The sequence below is a fragment of the Novipirellula caenicola genome (assembly GCF_039545035.1).
GTDB lineage: Bacteria > Planctomycetota > Planctomycetia > Pirellulales > Pirellulaceae > Novipirellula > Novipirellula caenicola.
The window spans coordinates 898,058-916,014 of record NZ_BAABRO010000002.1; the positions used below are offsets into that span (position 1 = coordinate 898,058).

12 protein-coding genes are annotated in these 17,957 nt (G+C 54.4%); 6 read left to right on the forward strand and 6 right to left on the reverse strand.

Features of this window, described 5'->3' with window-relative positions; translation table 11 throughout:
* Window positions 1-249 precede the first annotated feature (249 nt).
* Both rbsK and ABEA92_RS07140 read right to left on the reverse strand, forming a co-directional pair.
* Window positions 250-1,182 carry a ribokinase gene (gene rbsK / locus ABEA92_RS07135; protein WP_345683114.1) on the reverse strand — a complete coding sequence of 311 codons (933 nt, stop codon included), beginning with the start codon at window positions 1,180-1,182 and terminating at the stop codon, window positions 250-252.
* Entirely contained in the window at window positions 1,179-2,198 is a 1,020-nt protein-coding gene (locus tag ABEA92_RS07140; protein WP_345683115.1) for a LacI family DNA-binding transcriptional regulator, read from the reverse strand. The genes rbsK and ABEA92_RS07140 overlap by 4 nt, the downstream gene beginning before the upstream one ends.
* Before the next feature lie 884 nt (window positions 2,199-3,082).
* Between ABEA92_RS07140 and ABEA92_RS07145 the strand changes: the two genes are divergently transcribed.
* Window positions 3,083-4,201 (forward strand): endonuclease/exonuclease/phosphatase family protein, encoded by a 1,119-nt coding sequence (locus ABEA92_RS07145; protein WP_345683116.1) that lies wholly within the window; start codon window positions 3,083-3,085, stop codon window positions 4,199-4,201.
* A 1,094-nt stretch (window positions 4,202-5,295) separates the two neighbouring features.
* On the opposite strand, the gene ABEA92_RS07150 is transcribed toward ABEA92_RS07145, so the two are convergent.
* The 3 genes from ABEA92_RS07150 to ABEA92_RS07160 form a co-directional block, all read right to left on the reverse strand.
* On the reverse strand, window positions 5,296-5,727 hold the full coding sequence (locus ABEA92_RS07150) for a toll/interleukin-1 receptor domain-containing protein (protein ID WP_345683117.1): 432 nt from the start codon (window positions 5,725-5,727) through the stop codon (window positions 5,296-5,298).
* Window positions 5,727-6,134, reverse strand: a complete 408-nt coding sequence (locus ABEA92_RS07155) for a toll/interleukin-1 receptor domain-containing protein (protein ID WP_345683118.1) — start codon at window positions 6,132-6,134, stop codon at window positions 5,727-5,729. Before ABEA92_RS07155 ends, ABEA92_RS07150 begins: the two co-directional genes overlap by 1 nt.
* Window positions 6,135-6,199: 65 nt before the next feature.
* Complete coding sequence (locus tag ABEA92_RS07160; protein WP_345683119.1) at window positions 6,200-8,971, reverse strand: patatin-like phospholipase family protein; 2,772 nt, start codon at window positions 8,969-8,971, stop codon at window positions 6,200-6,202.
* Between the two features lie 353 nt (window positions 8,972-9,324).
* Here ABEA92_RS07160 and ABEA92_RS07165 point away from each other — a divergent pair, with 353 nt between their 5' ends.
* Window positions 9,325-10,368: a toll/interleukin-1 receptor domain-containing protein gene (locus tag ABEA92_RS07165; RefSeq protein WP_345683120.1), complete on the forward strand. Its 1,044-nt coding sequence runs from the start codon at window positions 9,325-9,327 to the stop codon at window positions 10,366-10,368.
* On the opposite strand, the gene ABEA92_RS07170 is transcribed toward ABEA92_RS07165, so the two are convergent.
* Entirely contained in the window at window positions 10,340-10,888 is a 549-nt protein-coding gene (locus tag ABEA92_RS07170) for a hypothetical protein (protein ID WP_345683121.1), read from the reverse strand. The genes ABEA92_RS07165 and ABEA92_RS07170 overlap by 29 nt on opposite strands.
* A gap of 118 nt (window positions 10,889-11,006) precedes the next feature.
* Between ABEA92_RS07170 and ABEA92_RS07175 the strand changes: the two genes are divergently transcribed.
* The 4 genes from ABEA92_RS07175 to ABEA92_RS07190 all read left to right on the forward strand — a co-directional run bounded on the left by ABEA92_RS07175 (window position 11,007) and on the right by ABEA92_RS07190 (window position 17,857).
* Window positions 11,007-12,314, forward strand: a complete 1,308-nt coding sequence (locus ABEA92_RS07175; protein WP_345683122.1) for a tetratricopeptide repeat protein — start codon at window positions 11,007-11,009, stop codon at window positions 12,312-12,314.
* Window positions 12,315-12,415: 101 nt separating this feature from the next.
* Window positions 12,416-14,206, forward strand: a complete 1,791-nt coding sequence (locus ABEA92_RS07180) for a hypothetical protein (protein WP_345683123.1) — start codon at window positions 12,416-12,418, stop codon at window positions 14,204-14,206.
* 314 nt (window positions 14,207-14,520) lie between these two features.
* Window positions 14,521-15,324 (forward strand): CYTH domain-containing protein, encoded by an 804-nt coding sequence (locus tag ABEA92_RS07185; protein WP_345683124.1) that lies wholly within the window; start codon window positions 14,521-14,523, stop codon window positions 15,322-15,324.
* Between the two features lie 358 nt (window positions 15,325-15,682).
* Window positions 15,683-17,857: a TIR domain-containing protein gene (locus tag ABEA92_RS07190; protein ID WP_345683125.1), complete on the forward strand. Its 2,175-nt coding sequence runs from the start codon at window positions 15,683-15,685 to the stop codon at window positions 17,855-17,857.
* The last annotated feature ends 100 nt before the right edge of the window (window positions 17,858-17,957 follow it).

Here is a 17,957-nt window from a genome sequence, read left to right on the forward strand (position 1 = left end):
CCGTATCAGGACAAATCAGTTCGGAAGTTGTCTTTGGGGTCATCCGAGGGTCGTAATGCGTTCGGCTCAGGAAATTTCGTTTGTGTTCGATCCGTTGACCAATCAGCATCCCAACCCGATGCGTGAGTTTTTGAGTTGCGCTCTTATCACAACCCGAAGCGTCAGCGAGGGAATCTTTAACTTGGCTCGGTGCCTCGCTGACGCGCCGGGTTATGATTTTTGAAGCCTCACGCTCTCAAGAGCCACTCCTCACTCCTCACTCCTCACTTGTTTCTCAATCATCGGACGCGTCCCCATGCTTGGCTGGGCGCCATGGCGTGATGCCGCGATTGCCCCCGCCGCGCTGGCGAATCGTACGGCCTGGATCAAGTTGTCGGTTTCGGCCCAGTGAACGCCCAAGGCACCCGCAAACGCATCCCCTGCGGCGGTCGTGTCAACGGCGGTAATAGGGTGAGCCGGGAAGTGGTGCAATGTGTTGTTTGAGTACAGCACCGATCCGCGGTCCCCCAACGTGATCACGACGTTCTCGCATCCTCGGCGGTGTAGTTCTTGGGCCGCGTTGTTCGCATCTTCGATCGTTTCAACGGGACGCCCCACAATCGCAGCCGCCTCGGTTTCGTTCGGGCAAACCAAGTCCACGCCCAGCAGTTCATCGCTCCACACCTGGGGTGCGGGAGCGGGGTCCAGGATGGTCCGCACGCCGGCTTGCTTGGCGATTGCGATGGTGGCGAGTACCGCATCGAGCGGGATTTCAAGCTGCAACAGCACCACTTCGGCCGTCTCGATCACATCACGACGCGTTTCGATATCCTCAGGCGTGACGCGTCCATTGGCTCCTTGGACCAACATGATCGAATTCTGGCCGCTGGCTTCCACCGTCACGATGGCAAGTCCGCTGGGGCAATCTTGGGTCGTGATCACGCCATCGCATTGAATGTCGTGCGATTTCAAGTTCTGACGTAGAGTGCCAGCGAAGGCATCGTCGCCGACGCGGCCAATCATTCGCACATCGCTGCCCGCCAAGGCAGCGGCGACCGCTTGATTAGCACCTTTGCCTCCACTGATCTCGGCCGACGAAGTTGCCGTGATCGTTTCTCCAGGACGAGCAAAACGGTCACAGCGAACGACCAAATCCATATTGATCGATCCAACGACCGTGATCTTGGGGCGTTTGCGTTTCATCGTTTTGCCTCGCCGATCGAGTCGCGGCTCACTAAGTGTACTTTCATCGAATGTTTTTTGATTCGGGGACGTTTGCCGCTTCGCAATTGTTGGGTGATCAGTTCGGCGGCGGTGCGTCCCAGCGCCGGGACGTCTTGTGCGATGGTGGTCAGCGGAACACTCATAAAATCGGCGAAAGGAATATCGTCAAAGGTCACGATCGACAGATCCTTGGGAACACGCAGCCCCATTTCCGAAATCAGCCGCAGGGCTCCCAAAGCGTTTGGAGTGCTAAAGGCGAAAAAGGCAGTGATGTTCGGATGCAGGCTTAGTAGTCGTTTGGCCGATTCGTAGCCCGAATGTTCACTAAAACTGTCGCCGGCGATCATCGCCGAGTCCAATTGGATGTCATGTTTGGCTAATCCCTCGCGAAGTCCTTCGATTCGTTGGTCGTTCGGTAACGTTCCCGGTAATCCTTGCAACACGCCGATGGATCGGTGTCCATGGTCCAGCAGCAACTCGGTTGCCCGCTGGGCACCGCAGCGATGATCCGATGTGACTTGGACGAGTTTACTTTTGGCAAATCCGCGATCGACCAGCACAACCGGCAGCCCTGTACCATCGATTGCGGACAGATGTTCGTGTCGTCGACCGACGGGACAGACGACCAGGGCTTCGATTTGTCTGGCAAGCAGTTGTTCGATTAATTGTTCTTCGTTTGCGGTGGTTTCGCGGCTGTCGGCAACGATCACTGAGTAGCCTTCGTGTTCGGCGGTCAAAGTGACTTCGCGAGCGATTGAGGCGAAGAACGGGTTCGACAGATCGGGAACGACCACGCCGACGAGTCCCGAGCGTTTCAGTCGCAGCGACCGAGCGACCTGGCTAGGCCGGAAGCCGAGTTTGGCTGCCGCCTTTTTGACTGTCTTCTCGGTGGCCTCACTAATCCGGTACTCACGAGCGCGACCGTTGAGCGAGCGTGAAGCGACGGAAACGCTCACCCCTGCTGCATCTGCCACATCTTGTAGAGTCAGCGACATCTTATGATCCCGTCGCATTCATCTCTTCAGGGTCATGAACGAATCCGTAGTGGACGAGGCAACGAGTCCCTGTTGAGAGACTAATTCGTGGAAGAGGCCACCGTTGAGAAGAGGCAACGAGTCCCCGCAAGCAGGCTTTCCGCCGTCCCTAATCCCGCAAATCGCCCAGCTGCCGCACATCTAGCACAAACGATTGTGCCACTTTACACCCGGAACCCACCCCCGTCAACCGTTGTCTATAGAGCAATCCCCACCCGTAGCACAGGCTGCCAGCCTGTCACCGGCCGGGGATCCCCTCACGTAGCGAAAGTCGCGAAGACTTTCGGCGGGTAGCACAGGCTGCCAGCCTGTCACTGGTCGGGGGTATAGCGCGAGGGATCTTTAGCAAGATCCACTACGGGACTGTTGTCGTCGCACGGCTTTCCAAGCCGTCAGCGTGCATCGCGCTCGACCGCCGCGGCTGAAAACAACCCACCGGCCTCGCGAGCCATCTAATCACCGCACCGCTACCAGCTTGGAAAGCTGGGCGACAATCTCCGTGCCCCATGACTCTCTCCGCTGCGTTTAGTCACCGGCCCACGACACCTCACACCTCACACCTCACACCTCACACCTCACACCTCACACCTCACACCTCACACCTCACACCTCACACCTCACACCTCACACCTCACACCTCACACCTCACACCTCACACCTCACTCCTCACTCCTCACTCCTCACTCCTCACTCCTCGGTCCGTGTCTCCGTGTCTCCGTGTCTCCGTGTCTCCCCCTCTCCCCCTCTCCCCCTCTCCCCCGCAGGGATCGGTTACAATTGCATGCGTCCAAGCGGGTTTGTGTTTCGCGTTTCTTGATCGAATGCAATGAACTAGGAGGCCGGCGATGCCGTTCTTGTACAAATTTGATCCGCCGTCCGCTCGCACCCGTGCACTTGATCGCGAAAGCACCACGGACGAGCGTACCGCGTCAGGGTTGCTGCGACTGCGTGAAAAACTGGCCGAACAGGTTCCCAAACGGACGATCAATGAGACGTTGCTACTGGCAACTTGGAACATTCGTGACTTTGACAACGCTAAGTATGGTCTCCGCAGCGACGAATCGATGTACTACATCGCGGAAATCATTTCGCATTTCGATCTGGTTGCGGTGCAAGAAGTGAATGCCGACTTGAAGGCACTCGATCGATTGACCACGATTCTCGGTGACTGGTGGAAGGTGTTGATCACCGATGTTACCGCAGGCACGTCCGGAAATCGCGAACGCGGAGCTTTTATCTACGATTCACGCAAGGTGATTTTTGGCGGCTTGGCTGGCGAGATCGTGATCCCCGACAAGAAGCTGCCTGATCGCACGCTGCAACCACAACGACAACTTGCTCGCACTCCTTTTTTGTGCGGGTTCGAATCGGGGTACCTGCGGTTCATGCTCTCCACCGTGCATATCTATTACGGACGGTCCGTCAGTGTTGACCCCACGCGGCTTGAAGAGATTCAAGTGCTCTCGCAGTTTCTTGCAAAGCGTGTTGCCGAGGATCACGTTTGGGCTCGCAATCTGGTGCTGCTGGGCGACTTCAATATCTTTTCGACCGAAGACGCGACGTTCAAAGCGATTGAGGAAGCGGGCTTTTTTGTCCCGCCTCAATTTCGCGAGGTCACCTCCAACGCAGCTGGGGGAAAGCACTTTGATCAGATGGCCTTCATCAGCAAAGCTTACGACACCGAGGTTGTGCAAGAACGCATCGCGAAGTCGAAGGCTGGCGTCTTCAACTTTTTCGAGCACGTGTACCGAGACGATGAAGAGCCGACGTATGTTCCCGAGATGGGGCCGAGCTATGAGAATAAAACGAACGGCGAAGTTCGTAGTGAGCGCGAGAAGCACAATTATTACAAGCAGTGGCGAACTCACCAGATGTCTGACCACTTCCCGCTATGGCTGGAGCTGAAGATTGATTTTGGCGAAGAATACCTCCGCAGGGTCGCTGGCAAAGAAGTCAAGGGTTAGCGGACCGTGCAGTCGGAGCGGAATCGACCGAACAACCGGGCGTTCCACACCGCACATTGCGTCTTTGCGTTTCTGCCTCGACCGGTTCCAGCTTGGAAAGCTGGCCGACAATTGTCGCACGGCTTTCCAAGCCGTTAGCGTGCGTCACATGTGATCGTCAAAGCAAGAAGTGTCTCACATTCAACGCCAACCGCACCCTATCCTCGATCGGTACCAGCTTGGAAAGCTGGCCGACAATTGTCGCACGGCTTTCCAAGCCGTTAGCGTGCATCACGTGTGAACGTCAAAGCAAGAAGTGTTCACATTCAGCGCCGACCCCACCTTACGCCCTCGATCGGCACCAGCTTGGAAAGCTGGCCGACAATTGTCGCACGGCTTTCCAAGCCGTTAGCAGGCCTCACGTGTGAACGTCAAAGCAATAAGTGTCTTGCATTCAACGCCGACCCCACCTTACGCCCTCGATCGGTTCCAGCTTGGAAAGCTGGCCGACAATTGTCGCACGGCTTTTCAAGCCGTTAGCGTGCATCACGTGTGAACGTCAAAGCAAGAAGTGTCTTGCATTCAACGCCGACCCCACCTTACGCCCTCGATCGGTTCCAGCTTGGAAAGCTGGCCGACAATTGTCGCACGGCTTTCCAAGCCGTTAGCGTGCATCACGTGTGAACGTCAAAGCAAGAAGTGTCTCACATTCAGCGCCGACCGCACCTTACGCCCTCGATCGGTGCCAGCTTGGAAAGCTGGCCGACGATTGTCGCACGGCTTTCCTAGCCGTAAGCGTGCATCACGCGTGATCGTCAAAGCAAGAAGCGTCTCACATTCAGCGCCGACCACACCTTACGCCCTCGATCGGCACCAGCTTGGAAAGCTGGCCGACAATTGTCGCACGGCTTTCCAAGCCGTTAGCGTGCATCACGTGTGAACGTTGCGGCCTGGAGCAACCGCGTTCGGTATGGAAACTCGTTCGATGTAACGCAACCAGCTTGGAAAGCTGGGCGACATTGGTTAGCAACGTTACGGCGACAATTCGAACAGATCGCATGAATTGGGCATGGGGTGCGAAGCAACGATCGCAGTCAAAAAACGGGGCTGCGGAATCACTCGTTCGCGGATTGGGCGATCGCCTCGCCGATCATTTCACGGATTTGATCCAATTGGTCGAGTCCGAGGGTGCGTTTGGCCGCGATTTGCTCTGGCAATTGGTGTGCTTTGACATCCACGACCACCGGAATCACCAAGCGATCCAACCCTGTTGCCAATCCCACTTCGTATTGCATCCAGTTCGAATCGAGCGAGTTGGGGGTGACCAGCGTCACGACCGCGTCCGATTTACCAATCTCCTCCTTTAGCCAACGGCGTTGCTCGGTTTCCTGATGCGTTTCCAAGTCGTCACTCGACGCATCGATGCCCATGTCCCGCAGTTTTTGCGATACAAATCTCGCCAGATCGCGTGTTTCTTCACTATGGCTGACATAAACCCGTTTTGCTTTTGCGGGCGTTGGCGTCGCTTTTTTGGGGGATTCTGGCATCAAACGCTCTCCGTGGTGGCGCCCATCGCATCGAAGTAGTCGGGCAATTCGTTGATGGAGATTGCGCGACGGTCCTGCAGTGGCTTCGGTCTGTCTTCTAGTTTAGCGTGCATCATGACGAGTGTAATCGGCAAATCGAGCGCATCGGCAATACCGGCTTCGCGTTTGACCCAATCCGATTGGATCGAAGCGGGCGAAAGCAGCACCAATAGTTCGTCGGATTTCCGCAGCCCCGCCTTGATTTCTTCGCTGATATTGCGTCCTGCGTCGATGTCAAAGACGTCCACCCAAACGCTACCGCCGGCTTGTTCAATCTTCTCGCGAATCTGATGACAGACCCATTTGTCTTGTCGCGAGTGACTGAGGAAAATTCGATGTTTCGCTGTGGTCGATTGGCTGGTCATCATCGTCGTTGCGGCAAATGAGAAAACGCGATTCGCTGCGGCCGAAAGTATTTCATTGCGATCATATCTTATCGGTCGTGGAGTCGCCGTTGCATCTCTTGAAACCAAGTGGGGATGCTGGCGGGTGGAGTTGTCCCAACAAGTTCTTTCGAAAATGTATCTGTAACGATGTGTTCACCGAGTGCACGATAAGATTCAAATTGTTCTTCGTCATAAGCGAGATCGGCGGTCGATTGATGCGGGAACTCTGGCTGCCGTTCGCGATAGCTCTCGATCGCTTTGCCCTCGTTGCCGCTGATTGAACTTTTTAAATACAGCAGCCATCCGGTTTTGTCATCGCCATAGTCGATCTCACCAAGGGCAAAGTGGTAATCAACCGTGGGCGATGCCGCCTTGCCCGTGGGCGGTTTTTCGGTCGGGATGCCAGCATCGGTCTCGGCTCGTGCATCTGCAAACTTCAGCCGTGACAGATCAATCTTGATGTCGATTCCAAAATCGATTTTTGCATAGCGAATGACTTGCAAGAAACTGCCGCACGTGATCCCCGGATCGCACTCGCCATCGACCAACACGATGTAGCGGCAACGCCGACGTAGCAGTTCGTAGATGCCCATGTTCTCGATATGACCGCCATCGGACAGATTGACGTAGGCGTAGGTGTCACGCACATCTCCGATAAATTGACGCAGCCAATACAGCGGTCCGGGGTTGCCATCGAGCCAGCCTTTCGCTCGATCTGGGACTCGCAGCCAATAATCCAGGCGGACATTGAGCAGCGCGGCCCAAAAATTGAAACGACTGCTGTTCACGCCCATGAACGGGGACGCGGCGGCGCCTGAAATGGCCACGGCCGTGGCAAGATCGACGCTGGGTTCGGTCTTCTCGATATCAGTCGTGTCAAAGTAACCCGTGGATTCGCTGCCGCAGTAATGTTTGCTAAACAGAAAGAAGTCCGCGGTGCGTCCACGAAGCGATTCGCGGTGCCCAGCCGGCGCGTTGAGCGATGCGTTGATCAAGTGATAGGGTGCTTTCTCGGTTAGTTCGCTTAGCTTTTGCGGTGAACTTGCAATCACTTTGCCTTGCGAGTCCAGTTTTAAGTGATAAGCACGAGCCAAACGATCGCGATAGAACGGATGTAGCGAACAAGCATTGATGTTGAGAAACCAATGAGTCGCGGCAAACACGACCACGGCCAGCCCAAGCAGCCACCCCCATCGATTCATATCGAATTCGCGACAATCGCCAACGAATAAAAACTGGCTTGCAATCAGGGTGGCGACCATCCAGATAAACAGCAACGGCAAGATCACAATTGCGATCGAAGCAAGGATCGGTTTCCAGCGGCTGGTTTTGCCGGTCATTGTGGTTAACCGCGAAACGATCGGAATCGCGATCGCCGACAACGCCGCGATTATCGATTCGCCGGGGAGCGAAATCGACGTTTGGGTTGCTTCGTTGATCCAGTGGCTAAGCATGGCACCAAGTGGAAACGCCCACCAAGCAAACATGGCCAAGATGGCGAGGAACATCACTCCGCCCAAAATCAGCGCCGTCTCAGGCAAATTGGTCATCCCTTGTTTCCGCCGATAATGCTGTCGCACCGTGATCAAGACGAGCTGTAATGTAAACAATGCCAATGCGATGGCGATAATCGCCCGCTCCCATCCTGATCTACGGTAAGCTTCTCCTTGAAGGGCGTGCGAGATCGCCTCTTGGTTCAGCAGGCAAATCACCAGGGTGAACAACAGCAACGGAGGCAGGACGACGAAGAAGCTGGCCAGCCAACCGGCAAACGCCAGGACGGGAATCTCCAGCCGTTTCCAAAATCCGCCGGTGAGCAACGACTTGCTGCTGGATCGCAAGTGACGCATCGGTGCGGATTCTTGCGTAGCGGTTCTAGCAAAAGGCAGAGTGTCTTTGCCGAGTCCAAGCCCAGGCGGCTGCGCCGATGGAGCATCTGCATTGATCGGGTTTGAATTCAATAAGCAAGTCAGAAACGACCCCGCATAGCCGCCGCCCGAGACGGTCGACAAATAATCAAAGTTCGCAAGCATGCCTTGCTTGGCGAGTCCTTGCAGTGCTCCGAGTGCAAACGTCGCCGAACGAAGCCCGCCGCCGGAAAGGGCGAGTCCGGTCAGATTGCTGGCCTCGTCATCAACCGAGCCACGTCGTGCTCGGATCGCGGTCAATTCATTTTCATGAACTTTGGTGGCGGTTGTACCGTCGACGCTAGGCGAAAACAGGATTTCCGTATAGGGCCATCCCGGCTCGGTATCGCTGCGAAGCGAGGGAATGGGTGTGTGAGCGTCGGGAACGGTCGACGATGAGACACGAATCGGCTGGTTCCGAGCCAACGCAAGAAACAGCTGTTCAAAGTAAACCACGATGCCTTGCAGTCGCTCAAGTTCTTCGCGGAAATCGTGGTTGTCATCTTCACTCAGTTTGCCGCTGGAGAACGGCTTGTGCCATTTCGAAGTGAAAGGCCGTACATCGTTATTGAGAAACGCCCAGAGGAGATCGGCAAACCGATGCGCCTCGGGGCCCGTCTTTTCGCAGATCTCACGTGCACACTCGAACAGTCCATGGACACTCTCGAGTGCCGATTTTTCATCCCCACGCAAATAGGGAAGCGGCCGAGTCACAATCCGGCTACGTAATTGGTTGTAAAACTCCCAAGCCGCCCGTTTGTCCGCATCGCTCGGATCAAAAGCCGCCTCGATCCAAGCATCCCCCAGCCGCATCACCAATTCCCGAGCGGTCGCATTGCCAGAATCCGCTACGACTGCATCGGAGTCCTGCTCGGGCGACTCTCCTAGAAGCCATTGTTTCCAGGTGATCATTTCGTAGATCCGTTTTCAATGTGTATGCATCTGCGGCGTCAAAATCAAAGCTTGGGGGCAAGCATTAATTGCAGGGAAAATTTTACACGTTAGTCCTCCGAATGTTATGCTGCATCTGGTGCAATTGCCAGCAATTTATAGTAATTGAGTCACATGGATATGATGTCCAGTGTTGTACGCACATCTGCATGAAGTTCTCGCCGTCTACTGCTCTATTCTTAGCGAGTTTTGGATGTGCGTTTGAGCCAGAAGATTAGCTTTTCCTTTTTGTTGTAAGATGTAAGCGTCTTGGGTTGGGTTTCCATTGGCACGCAGCATGGTCATGTCATCTGCATGCTAGAAAGATGAACAAGATGTCTGAAAGCGTTATCTTCTTTAGCCACAGTAAGAAAGATGAAGGCAAAGCCGTGGCGGTTTTGCAATACCTGCGAGACCGCGGCTACCCGAGCAACCGCCTGTTTTTAGATTCGGATCGCAAAAGTGGAATTGTTCCTGGGAAGCGATGGGAGCAATTCCTGTTCAGTAAGCTACAAAACACCGCATGTTTGCTCGTCTTCGGGACAGAGAATTGGTGTCGATCCCAATGGTGCCTCGCAGAAGCCTTTATTGCAAAGAACACTGACAGAATCATACTGCCGCTCGATTTTGATGGCAGTGTCCAGTCATCACTCGTTAGTGAAATTCAGGCCATTCGGAATTTCGATTCCAATGATGTGGACTCTCTCGAATCTTTGTTATCGCAACTAAAGCAACTCGGATTATCGCCGCCACTTGAGAATGAGAATATCGATGGGTGGACTGTTAACGAAATGGACCAAGCATCCTTTGAACGGGCGGCAAAACAATCTCGTGAGAGTCGGCCTTGGTATTGGAAGCAAACGCCACTTGCTGTCTTTGCAACGTTTTTGTTGGTTGGGGTGCTAGTTCTTTCGCTAGTCGCGATACCAGCAACGCAAAAGCATTTCCATCGCCAGGAAAAACTTGCAGAGTATGCTGACTGTCCAAAAACTTCTTTAGGTGATACCGCGTCGATGCAAGCGTCTGAGCTTAAAGAATGGATGCAAGAGGTAAGATCAGACCAGCGTCGTATATCGCTGCAAATATCCTTTACCGAGCGACAGTTCCAAAATGCCCGTGAGGGTAAAACAGTAGACGCGAGAATCAATGGGTTCGACGCTAGGCTCTATTTCAAAACAGCTGAATGGTGGCCTAATGAGGAAACATACGAAAGTGGGAACACTTCGACTGTGACAGGAAAGGTGACGTCGGGCGACGTACATAGCGACCCAAATGATTCGGCTTTGGACTTGGGCGATTTGCAACTCAATCTTCACGGATTCAAGACAATCACACTAAAAGAGTGTGTGGTTAATTCGAAATGCCAAGCCGAGCTTTAATGGCTCGGACATCGCCCTCAATTTTGTTCAAAGTGTCTTCAATACTGGAAGAACTGCGAACGCTTTGACCTTCTTCTTCTAGGTATGGAACCTGAACCGAATACGTTTGTTCGATATGCTCGGTGTAGGGAACTTGAATCTGCACTTCTCTCTTTGAAATCGAACCGTCGCGGTTGACGATTTCCTCTTCTCTTGTTTCCAATCGATACTTCGTCACAGGAACGGTGCGCGTTCTATACTCAGTACGGTACTTGATGACGGGAACGCTAGGCGTTGGCGTACACGAGTTTATTTGTTCGACAGGGGCGTTATTGCAACATGGGACACTGTTGTGCCCGAGAACGCCCGTCGTTGCTGGCGCCAATGAGCCGTGATAAACAACTGGGACATTACACGGAGGGCACACGACGGGGGTGGTTTGGCAGCAGTTGCGTTTTCCGAAACAGCCTGCTTCGGCCTGCGCTGCTCCGAAGAATCCGGATGAAACCGCTGCTAAAAACGCCGCTTTGCGTATCAACATGTTGTGTCCTCTTTGATCGAAAGTTGCAAAAAACTCGATGTAAACTCTTGCATGCAAGTTCAAACTTAACGACCATCAGAGGGGGTGTCAACAAAATATACGCTGCAGGGAAAGTACGATGAGAGTGAAGGCTGTGGTGGCATTGGTCCTTGCTTGTTTGAACGCGAATTTTGCGTTTGCATTGGAGCAGGGAGATTTGGTCGCAGCCCGCCGCGATGTCTCCATCGTCCAAAACGCCAAAAGTGTTGACCAAGCTGGGGCCGGGCAAGTCTTAAAAGTGCTGCAGGTAAACGGTTCCAAAATCTTGGTCAGTCGCGGTCGTCCCGGTTGGTTGGCGATCGAGGATGTAGTCAAGCTCGATGCGGCGGAGGCATTTTTCAGTAAACCGTTTGCTACGGGAGCCAACGCGCGCGATTATTTGTCACGCGGTACTGTGCGGATGGCAATCGGAAAACATGCCGAAGGGATCGCCGATCTAAAAAAAGCACTGAAGATCGCGAACTCGCCAGGCGATTATCTCGAACCGCTTGCCTATGCTCAAATCACGGCCCAGGATCAGCCGGCGGCTATCGCTACCTTTACCCGCGGCATCCAAGACGATCCCAAATCGGTGCCCGCTTGGATGGGACGCGGCTTGGCCTACTACCAAGTCGGGCAAAACCAAAACGCACTGGACGACTTCACCAAGGCGATCCAGCTTGATCCGAATCATGCGTTCTCACGCAAGTACATGGGGGCGCTACAACACGATCTTGGCAACGTCGATTCGGCTCGAAAGCAACTCGATTTGGCTGTCAAGCTTGATCCGCACGATGGTTTTGCCCGCAAAGCCCGGGGCCGCGTCCTATACGACCAGACCGACTACGCCGCTGCGCTCGAAGATTTTTCGATGGCCGTGACGCTCGATGCGGCCGATGGCGAAGCGGTTGCCGGACGGGGCGTGGTGCGATTGGCGATTGGAGATGAGTTGGCCGCGGCGGAAGCGGATTTTAAAGCGGCGATCGAATTGGAAATGTATCCCGAAGAAAACGCGTACCTGTGGAGCAATCTTGGGCAGGTGCAAACTGAACTTGGCAAGTTTGATGAAGCCGAGCGAAATCTCGATCGTGCAATCGAACTTGCCCCCAAGATGAACGAAGCAAGAAGCCATCGGGCGTATCTGTTAGCGACTCATTCGCCGGATGCCGCCCGCATTGCTGCGGCGAAAGCGGACGTGCAGTCGGTGTTTGCGTCTCGCGAACCCCGGACGTATTGGGATTACCGAGCATTGGCCGCGGTGAACGCCGCGATGGGCGACTACGCTCGCGCCGCCAAGCACATGACACTCGGCGAAGCGATCGTGCGAAGCACCGGTCCAGTACGGTTCGTTGAACCCACGGTCGTTTTACGAAAATCCTACGATCAAAAACTCACACCGATGCCGTAGCGACAAAAGTCGCAGCAGCAAACGGCGACTTTCGATCCTTGACGTTGTTGAGGACTTCAACTGCCATACCACCGCTTCATCTACCCGGGGAAATGCGAGGCATGATTACACCAAAAACGAAAAGACTGAGAGCCTCGGAATCCGTTGATTTCAGCGTCGAGCAACTTCCCGATGGCAGCACCATCGAGCCTCCGGAAATGGGAACTTGGGATGCCGAGAGTCATCGCTACACCGCTCCGGGTCAGATCGCCGAGCAGCAAGAGGTCCATTTAATCGTAAAAGCAGCCGGCGGGTCGGAAATCGATCGGGCAACAATGACGCTGTTGCCACCCTCCCCCGCGCTGAAGTTGATCCCTGCGACTGTTGAGTTGACAGCGCGACAGCAGCAGTTGTTCAGTGCCGAACCTGAGGAGCCATTAACCTGGGAGAAACCTTTAACGGGCAAGATGACGCAAGAAGGAGTTTATACGGCGCCCTGGTGCATTTGGCGTCCACGGTCGGTCGTACTTACCGCTCGTAGTCGCGACGAGCCGCAGCGTTTTGCTAACGCGACGATCACGTTGCTGGACACACCGTTGAAGCGATTGTTCCTTGGCGTCTATTTATCTATTCTCGGTGCGTTGTTGATTTGGGCCATCGTCGACAGGTGGGAACAACTTTATTCGCCACCCGAAACGCCGCAAGTGATTGTCAGTCCTCCCATGGTAACGTTGAAGAAGACTGAAAAACTCGCGTTTTCGGCATCGGTTGCCGGACGCACTGATGACGACGTCACGGCCTTTCGATGGTCCAAGACGAAAAGCGGGATAACCGACAGCGGCTCCCTCGACGACGTGACGGGAGTCTACACGGCACCGGCTGAATTTTCCAAAGCGGAGCATGTGGTTGTCACGGCGGAGAGCGTTGACGCATCGGGGAGCTCCGGAACTGCGGTTGTCATCCTTTCGGATTCTAAACAACTTCAGGTTTTGCCTGTCGAGATCACCGCAAGAGCATCGCAGGTGATCCCGTTTGCCACCGTGACCGAAGTCGGAGACAGTGAACCGGAGGCGGCGCCAGATGCCAAAGTCAATTCATCATCATCCTCAAAAATTGCTTGGGGCATCGAGCCGAACGTAGGCAAGATATCCGAGGGCGGAGTCTATCAGGCTCCGGCCAGGATCGAAGAAACGCAAACGCTGACAGTGATTGCTCAAGACGAGAAGGACGAGTTGATTCGCGCAGCTGCAAATGTGACTCTCATCGCCTCGGTCGAATCGGGGGCTTCCCATAAAAGAGACATTCTGATTTTCGTGTTGCTAATGGGAGCCTTTGGTAGTTTGTTGCACTCGGTGGCATCGTTCACTGCATTTGTCGGAAACCGGCAATTCTCGCCGAGTTGGTGTTGGTGGTATCTGTTCCAGCCTTGTATCGGCGCCGGGCTTGCCCTGATCGTTTTCTTCGTGGTAGGACGCGGCCATATCGCCGGCGAATCGGTCGACAATCTATTTGGCATTGCGATGATCGCGGCACTGGTTGGACTGTTCTCCGACCAAGCGACGCTCAAGTTAAAAGAGTTGGTCGAAACCATTCTCACCACCAAAAAAGCGGATCGCCGCAGCGAACCGCTACAGCGTGATGCGACCAAGCCGGTTATTTCCGAGATCATTCCGCGTGCCATCAAGAAGGGAACGACCCCACCGCCTTCGCTTGAAATTCGCGGTACAAGCTTCGTCACCGGTTGCAAAGTGAAGGTGAATGGCTCACTGCGTGAACCGAAAAGTGTTGCCAGTACGAAGATCAACCTAAATCTTATCGCGGCGGATATTGCGAAACCAGGCAAGTTGAATGTGGCGGTTGTCAACCCAAACGATGTGTCCTCCGGCGAAGCCACCGTGGACGTTACCGAGTAGGCACATTGATCACTCCGTCAATTTATTTGCTGATTTACTGAGCCGCGACGCGTCAGCGGCCGGGTCCAATGCATCACCCGAGGCCTCACGGCCAACGGCTCAGTAGTGCAATCTACATTTCATTTAAATCAACCAGCCACCCGCGACTTCCACTACGGTTTTTAGACAGAGCCTAGTGGCGTGGATCGGAAAACAGATCAAAATATTTGAGTTTCTCAGCGGCAACCGGTAGTATGCACTCGATGTTGAAGAATGGCTTGTTTTTAAGGTGAAACCGTCGTCGCGTAAGTGATTGTGAAACCGAGAGTCATGCTATGGGAAAATCGACAATTCGTCTGGTCACCTCGCGTGAATACAAGGCGATGCTCGATCCTTGTTTGTTCAATAACACACGCGATGGATTCGAAGAGATCAGGCAGGATTTGCAGCGACTCGCCAAACGTTTGGATGCCAAGGTGTCAAAGCGGTTTGACCGATTCGATCAACGCAAGATTCGCTTTTTGGACACTCCCGATTTCTCGTTTCGCCACAATCAACTTGTCTTGCGGCATCGGCAGGAAAAGGGAAGTTCGGGTGACGGCGAATTCACGTTGAAGTGTCGCAGTTCTGATCGCTACCTCGCCGCGGGCGTGGACCTGCGCCCTGCAAACAAGTTGGAAGGGGAATCGAAATTCGAAGAAGACATTGCAGCACCGTTTGCCAGTCGTTTTTCCCGATCGGTCACCATCCCGAGTCGGGGAGGAGATTTGCCCGACACCGTCGCCGAGGCATCACGGCTATTTCCAGTTCTTGGCAAATTGCCACGCGACGGTAGGCGATTGCCAGGAAAAACTCCGGTTTTCAATGTCCATGGTTTTGTTGCACACGAACAAGTCCGCAAGGGGCTCAAGTTGCGACTGAGCGACGACGTTGACGGCTCGGTTGCGGTGATCCTTTGGTCGCACGCAGCGAAAAGCAGGATTCTCTGCGCAGAATTCTCATTCCGCTACGGCGACAAAAAAGAAAAGTATTCCACTGTGGCAGCGCAAACCGCCTACGACCTGTTCACCGCCATTCAAAAACTCGATTGGTGCCAACCCAACGGAGTCACCAAAACCCAGTTCGCCTATCAAGAATGACGAAAGGGGTGTGCATTTACCTTGTTCAGCAGCCATCGTTTCGTTCTCTCGGGGGACGCGACGGTGAGTTCAGTGTTGGGACAACCGCTTGCATCACGAAAGGGCCTCTTCTACTTTCACTCTTGCAACCGTGTGGCCGAACGTGTCGAGATTTGTGGAAATAGACAACATGCGCCCTAACGGCCCCTCAATCGATGACGGTCGACGGGCAGTTTTTGTTTCACTGCATTGCTCGAGTCGTTTCTTCGGACGGACGAAGCGAAGTTTTCGAGGGGCTCGATCGTCTGGCTCGTTCCTGCTGCTGTAAAATGGTGAAATGGTAACGCGAAATGAAAACACCCAAGTGACGGAGCATCCGATGCCTTATCTGCCCCCATTGCATATTCATCTGTTGTTTCACCCCGATTCTGCGGATGGGCGGGCGGTTGCGGAATCGCTGGTGCCGAAGTTCTTGGCGGCTCCCGCAGTGCGTGGGTTACGGGTGCCAATCTTTTTGACTCCAGATCGTCGTGACGGCTTGCCTCCTCGATTGGCTCCCGATCCTGCGATCCCCAACGACCCCGATTGGCTTGACCTCGATGCTGCAGAGCACTCGGTGGTTGTCGTGATTGCTGATGCGCGAATGAATCGGAGAGTTGGCGGTGGAACAGGGAACCAGTGGGCGGCGTTTGCAAAGGAGTTGGTGAATCGTCACGATCCGCGGCGGCATGCGGTGCTGCTGGTGTCGTTGGACGATCAAGGGGTTCAGTTGGATGAAACGCTATCGGCGCTCAATTTCCTGACCTTCAAAGCGGATCAAGATCAGCAGGCTCGAGAAGAAGAATTGACGTTTCAGTTGGCGGTGCGAGCACTGATCTTGCTTCGTAATCCAGGGCAAGCCCCCGACGCATCCAACTCACTCGCCCCGGCACCGGTAAGCTTTTTCCTTAGTCACGCAAAGGCCGACTTGGACGCGAATCGAAAGGGACCTGTCCACCGTGTGCTCGAAGAAGTGTCGACGATGCGGATCGATCAGTGGTACGACGCTGGCAAGATTGAACTGACCGAAGAGTTTACGACGGCGATCAAGGAGGGAATACGCAAGGCCGATCTCGTCATCGTCTTTCTCACCGATTCTTGGGCCAAATCGTCCTGGTGCCGCATGGAGGCTGCCTATGCCAAAGAAGTTGCTACACCGATTCTGGTCGTCGATGCGCTTCGAGATGGCGAGCCGCGTAGTTTTCCCTATGGCGGAAATGCCAAAGTCGTTCGCTGGCCGATCCCCGATGAAGCGACGCTACGTCGATGCCTGGGGGAGAACGTCAATCAGCAAGAAATCGACGAGCAATTGCAAACGTTCCGGCCAATCGCGGCCCGAATGGTGCTGAGCGCCAGTATCCTGGAAACGCTGACTCGGGCTCACTATGCCAATCTGATGCAAGGTCAAGCAAGAGAAAAGGAGATTGCGATTGACGTATCGCCGGAAGCCGTCCACTTGGCGATGTATCCAGACGACTCAGCATTTCTGTATCCCGATCCACCGCTAACGGGTGAGGAATACAACGTGCTGAGCGGACTTCGGCCCAATGCAACGTTCGAGACACCGCTGATGCGGATGTCGCAAGTTTTGCATCTTCCCGAGCCGCTCACGATCGCCGTCTCTGTATCCGACAGCGAAGTGCTCGCCAGACACGGGTTAACACCATGGCATTTGCGAACGATCACCGACGAGATTCATCTGTATCTGTTGGTTGCGGGGGTGCGGATCGCCTACGGAGGCAAGCTTGAGCCCGAAAAACTCAACGATCCCGACAACTTCACGCTGCGGTTGTTTCAACTCGTGACAGGTTATCGAAATCTGGCGAGATCATTTGGCGCTGACATCAAGCCGATTCTTAACGTTGCTCCGTGGCCGCTTTGGAAGAACTACGGTGAACAGGTACTCAATCGGTTTGGCACGATTGCAGACTTGGAAATGGTTCCATGCCCTGAATTGGGATTGTCCGAATCGGAGCTGAAGCCACAGTCTAACGGTTTTGTGAACCCCGACACGATTCCGCATCAACACGCCTGGGGGCCAGCGATGACGGCGATGCGAGAAAAAATGACCCAAGACTGTTTCGCTCGGGTTGTGATGGGCGGGAAGATTGAAGGTTACAAGGGACGCTACGCGGGATTGATTGAGGAGCCTTTGTTGTCATTGCGTGCTGGCAAGCCTCTGTTTTTAGTTGGCGCGGTTGGCGGGTGTACGAGACTGGTGATCGATTTGCTCGAACAACGCGATCGATCGGAGATGACGACCGAGACGGCACGAGCCAATGTGCAGAACTACGACCAATTGTCGAATATTTACCGTCAACACAACCAGGAGTTCAAGACACGCGAGGAACTTGCCGAGGAGATCAAGTCGTATGGCCGTGGCGGGCTCGCGAATGCGCTTCATAATGGTTTGGGCGATGACGCCAACCGCGAACTGTTCTACTGCACCGATCCACGACGAATCGCCGAATTGATTTTGACCGGTTTGTCAAATTTGAGGTCGTCCATTGTGTGAAGGAGCGTTGCATGGCGGGGCAAACTGTGACCGCTGCGCTGCAGGGCATCCCGATTCGCTCGGTCGGCCCTCACCCTCGCATACGCTTTTTAAAGTTGCA